Raw genomic sequence first — 5494 nt, 5'->3', positions numbered from 1 at the left:
AGCAGCACTTACTGCTGCCTATGTAGCGCCAAGAACAGAAACAGAAGAAAAGCTGGCCCACATCTGGCAGGAGCTGCTGGGGGTGGAGAAGGTAGGGGTGGAGGATAACTTCTTTGAGCTGGGAGGACATTCGCTGCTGGCCACACAAATGGTATCTTCAGTTCGTAAAAATTTCAAATCGGAACTGCAGATAAAAGATGTATTTGCCAATCCTACGCTCAAAGAGGTTGCTAAGCAACTCCAGTTAGGAAATGTATCACCTTTATTGCCACCAATAGTTGCTGTTCCGCACGATCAAGAAGCCAAGCTTCCTTTATCGTATTCACAGGAACGGCTGTGGTTTCTTGATCAGCTCTATGGCAGTACGCATTATCACCTGCCGGCCGTATTCAGACTCCAGGGAAAATTAGACGCAGCGGGTTTTGAAGAAGACTTCAGGAAAATAGTAGAGCGTCATGAGGCGCTTCGTACCGTTTTTATTCAGCATGACAGTGTTGCTTACCAACAGGTGATGGATGCGGGGGACTGGGAGTTGAACTATGTGGATGCTGATGCTTTTGTAGACCCTGCCGCCATTCACGGGCTGGTTCATAAAACAATACAGCAACCATTTGATCTCAGCAAAGATTTTATGCTGAGGGCAGTACTGCTGCGCATTTCAGAGCAGGAGCACCTGCTGATTGTTGTGCTGCATCACATTGCCTCCGATGGCTGGTCTGTGTCAGTACTGGTAAAGGAACTTACAGAGCTTTACAGTGCCAGAACACAAAACAGAAGACCAATCCTTCCAAAGCTGTCGGTACAGTATGCCGACTATGCCCTATGGCAGCGGGAATACCTCCAGGGTGAAGTACTTGAGGAACAGATCACATATTGGAAGCAGAAGCTTACCGGCGTGGAGGCACTGCAATTGCCTACGGATTTTGTGCGCCCATCCGTACAGAGCACCAGGGGCGGCAGGCTTGAATTAACCCTAAGCAAGGAGTTAAGCCAGCAGCTGGAGAAATTCTCTCAACAGGAAGGGGTAACTCTTTTCATGAGTCTGCTGGCAGCCTTCAAGGTGCTGCTATATCGTTACAGCGGCCAGGAAGATATATGCGTGGGTAGTCCGATAGCAGGCAGGGTACAACCAGAGCTGGAACCCATGATTGGCTTTTTTGTTAATACCCTCACCCTTCGCTCCGGACTTAGTGGAGAAAAAAGTTTTAGAGAGCTGCTGAAGCAGGTGAAGCAAACAACACTGGAGGCATATTCGCACCAGGATCTTCCATTCGAGAAGGTGGTGGAGGCCGTAGGTGTTAGTCGTGACATGAGCCGCAGTCCCCTCTTCCAGGTAATGTTTTCGCTGCAGAACACCCCGGCTGTGCCATCCATAGCGTTAGGCGGGCTTACCTTAAGCAACGAGTCCATCAAGAATCCTACTACCAAATTTGACCTGACCCTGGACATCACCGTGCGGCCCGAAGGTCTTCAGCTGGAGGTAGAGTACTGTTCCGACCTCTACAGGGAAGCAACTGTAGTGCGGATGATGGAGCATTATCAGGGTCTGCTTTCTGAATTGCTGGAGACTCCTGCAAAAGCCATCGATCTGCTTCCGCTTTTAGGTACGAAGGAACGCAAACTTTTGCTGAAGGGCTTCAATGATACAGAGGCTGAATATCCCAAAGAAAAGTCACTGGTAATGCTGTTTGAGGAGCAGGTGGCAAAAACGCCCCATGCCATAGCAGTAGAGTTTGATGGGAATGAGCTGACTTACGAGCAGCTAAATAACAAGGCAAACCAGCTGGCGCATTACCTGCAGCAAAAAGGTGTCGGAGAAGAAAGCCTCGTGCCTGTCTGCATAGACCGGTCACTTGAAATGGTAATAGGGCTGTTTGGCGTGCTAAAAGCAGGAGGTGCTTATGTTCCGCTTGATCCATCCTATCCGCAGGACCGCATAAGCTATATGCTTGAAGATACAGAAGCAGCACTTGTAGTGGGCGGCAGTAACTACAAAGCCATGCTTATAGCAGAAGGGGAGCGCCAGCTGGTGCTGCTCGATGAAGACTGGCCGCTGATTGCACAGCAGCCTTCAGACAATCTCAGTATCAAACCAAAGCCTTTTAACCTGGTCTATGTCATCTACACATCAGGCTCTACGGGAAAACCAAAAGGCGTACTGATCCAAAATCAGTCCCTGGTGAACTTCCTTTATTCCATGATCGATCAGCTGGAAGTAAAATCAGGTGCAAGTCTGCTGGCTGTTACCACCTATAGCTTCGATATTTCATACCTCGAACTATACATGCCGATGCTGGTGGGTGGAAAGGTAATCCTGGCCAGCAGAGAAACCACCATGGATGGTGCGCTGCTACAGGAGAAACTAGCGCAACACCAGCCAGCGTATATGCAGGCAACCCCTGCAACCTGGCAGATACTACTGGATAGTGGCTGGGAGAATACGGAAAACATCACCATCCTGTTGGGCGGAGAAGCCGTTAGGGAAACCCTGAAAAATTCACTTACAAGGCTAAGCAAGCGGGTATGGAACCTATACGGACCAACAGAAACAACCATTTGGTCTAGCTGTAAGGAGCTAAAAGCAGCCGAAAAAGTAACGATAGGCAAACCAATCGCCAATACCCAGATCTACATACTGGACAAGGCCGGAGCTCCGGCACCAGTGGGGGTGGCAGGTGAATTATGCATCGGAGGCGACGGATTGGCACGTGGATATTTAAACCGCCCGGAGTTAACGGCAGAACGCTTTGTACGGGATCCTTTCAGTGAAAAGCCCGGAGCCAGGATGTATAGAACAGGAGATCTTGCCCGCTGGCTGGCCAATGGAGAAATAGAATACCTTAGCCGCCTCGACGACCAGGTGAAGATCCGTGGTTACCGGATAGAATTAGGGGAAATAGAAAGTGTGTTGCAGCAGTGTGAAGGTGTAAGCCAGGGCGTAGTGGCTGCCAGAACCGATGGCACAGACGGGAATAAACGGCTGGTAGGATATGTGGTACCCTATGGTGCTTTCAGAAAAGAAGCTATTCTAACACAACTTAGATCAAGATTGCCGGAATTTATGGTTCCTTCAATTTTGGTGCCCCTGGAGGATTTGCCACTAACCCCTAATGGAAAAGTTAACCGCAAGGCTTTGCCTGATCCGGATGTAACACAACTGCTCACCAACCAATATGTAGCGCCCAGAAATGAAACAGAAGAGAAGCTGGCCAGCATATGGCAGAATTTGCTCAAACTGGAGCGTGTAGGGGTAAAGGATAATTTCTTTGAATCAGGAGGAGATTCTTTGCTTGTTGTTAGAGCTGTTTCCCTGATCAGGCGGGAATTTTCCCTGGATATCCCAGTTAATACGCTCTTCAAATTCAGCTGTATTGCCGACCTGGCAGAATATATACAAGCTGTTTCAGTAAGCCTTGATCAGCAGGATGTAGATGATGAAGATGTTGAAATCTTTGAGCTATAGATCTTGAGTTTGTACACTTTTTTATCACAATCGACTAACAGTTTTTTAATAAATTTCCCATGAATAACACTTTCATAGAGGTTATCAGTATCTTAAATACAGCCAAAAAAGAAGGAATCTCCATTTTTATGGATGGAGACAAGCTCAAGTTCAAGGTTGAAAAAAATAAAGCATTAGATAAGTTATTCATTGAAAAGATCAGGGAACATAAACTGGCTATCATTGAATTCCTTAGCAGCGATGAAGGAAATGTCAGGAAGATTGATGTTCAATACAAGAAAATAAAGTCTTTCAACAGGGAAGACTACAAGACTATACCGCTGTCTTTTTCCCAGGAGCGGCTGTGGTTCATCGACCAGCTGCAGGGCAGCAGCCACTACCATTTACCGGCAGTCTTTCGCCTGCAGGGGGCGCTGGATGTTGAGGGGCTGCAGGCGTCCTTCCGCCAGATCCTGGAGCGTCATGAGTCACTTCGCACTGTTTTCCTGCAGGAGGAAGGAGAGGCCTGCCAGCAGATCATGGATGCTGCACACTGGCAGATGGGCTACAGCGAAGCCCCTGCACAGGATGGAGCTTCATTAAGAGCATTGGTAGCGGGAGCAGCTGTGCAGCCCTTCGACCTAAGCAAAGACTATATGCTGCGCGTGGAGCTGATCAGGCTATCAGCACAGGAGCACCTGCTGGTGGTGGTGCAGCATCATATTGCCTCCGATGGCTGGTCCATATCTGTACTGGTAGGGGAGCTTACGGAGCTATACAAAGCAAGGCAGGAAAACAGGGAGCCAGCATTGCTTCCACTGCCTATCCAGTATGCCGACTATGCCCTATGGCAGCGGGAGTACCTGCAGGGAGAGGTACTGGAGGAGCAGAGGCAGTACTGGAAGCAGCAGCTTTCAGGAGTGGAGGCCCTGCAGTTACCCACAGATTATGTACGACCGCCGGAGCAGAGCACCCGCGGAGGCAGGCTAAGCTTCAGCCTGGACAAAGAGCTAAGCCTAAAGCTGGAGCAGTTCTCCAACCAGCAGGGGGCCACACTTTTCATGAGCCTTTTATCTGCTTTCAAGGTGCTGCTGTATCGCTACAGCGGCCAGGAGGATATCTGCGTGGGCAGTCCCATTGCAGGCAGGCTGCAGCCGGAGGTAGAGCCCCTGATAGGCTTTTTTGTCAACACCCTTGCCCTTCGCAGTGACCTTAGCGGCAACAAGAGCTTCAAAGAGCTTGTAGAGCAGGTAAAAGAGACAACGCTGGAAGCATACAAGCACCAGGACCTGCCCTTCGAGAAGGTGGTGGAAGCAGTAGGGGTAGCCAGGGACAGGAGCCGCACACCGCTCTTCCAGGTAGTGTTTACCCTGGATAATATGCCGGAAATGTCGCAGGTACAATTAGGTGATCTTACCCTAACTGCAGAGAATCTTGAAAATGCTACAACCAAGTTTGATCTTATTCTAAGCGTAAGCAAGCATGCCACAGGTATGCGCCTGAATGTAGAATACTGTACTGACCTTTTTGCGGAGGCTACAGTAGTACGGATGATGGAGCACTACCAGCGCCTGCTCTCTCAGCTAATTGAAGATCCCGCTATAAAAATAGATGAGCTTCCGCTTCTGAATGATCAGGAAGAAAAGCAGCTCACCGAAGGCTACAACAATACAGCGGCAGCCTATCCACAGGACAAGACACTGGTAGAGCTGTTTTCAGCACAGGCAGCAAAGACTCCTGATGCTGTGGCAGTAGCAGATGCAGCCGCATCACTGACCTACCAGGAGCTGGATGAGCGCAGCAACCAGCTGGCACATTACCTTCAGAGCAGAGGGGTTACAGCAGAAACACTGGTGCCCCTGTGCCTGGACAGGAGCCTGGAATTAGTAGTAGCCCAGCTGGGGGTGCTGAAAGCAGGAGGGGCCTATGTACCCATAGATCCCTCTTACCCCCGCCAAAGGATCCACTACATGCTCCAGGACACAGCAGCCCATCTGGTGCTAAGCGCTAGTGCTTATGAAGAGCTGCTGGAAACAGAAACAGCATCAGGAA

At 49.7% G+C, this 5494-nt stretch carries 2 protein-coding genes; both read left to right on the top strand.

The window, feature by feature from the left end:
* On the top strand, window positions 1-3463 hold a 3463-nt coding region (locus KWJ01_RS27855; RefSeq protein WP_225000435.1), incomplete at its 5' end, for a non-ribosomal peptide synthetase.
* A 59-nt stretch (window positions 3464-3522) separates the two neighbouring features.
* Window positions 3523-5494 (top strand): condensation domain-containing protein (locus KWJ01_RS27850; protein ID WP_225000434.1); only part of this gene is annotated, 1972 nt, incomplete at its 3' end.

The organism is Cesiribacter sp. SM1 (genome assembly GCF_020178975.1).
In the GTDB taxonomy this organism is placed as follows: Bacteria; Bacteroidota; Bacteroidia; order Cytophagales; family Cyclobacteriaceae; genus Cesiribacter.
The sequence above is the reverse complement of the archived record's forward strand: the minus strand, read 5'-3'. Positions and strand labels throughout refer to the sequence as shown.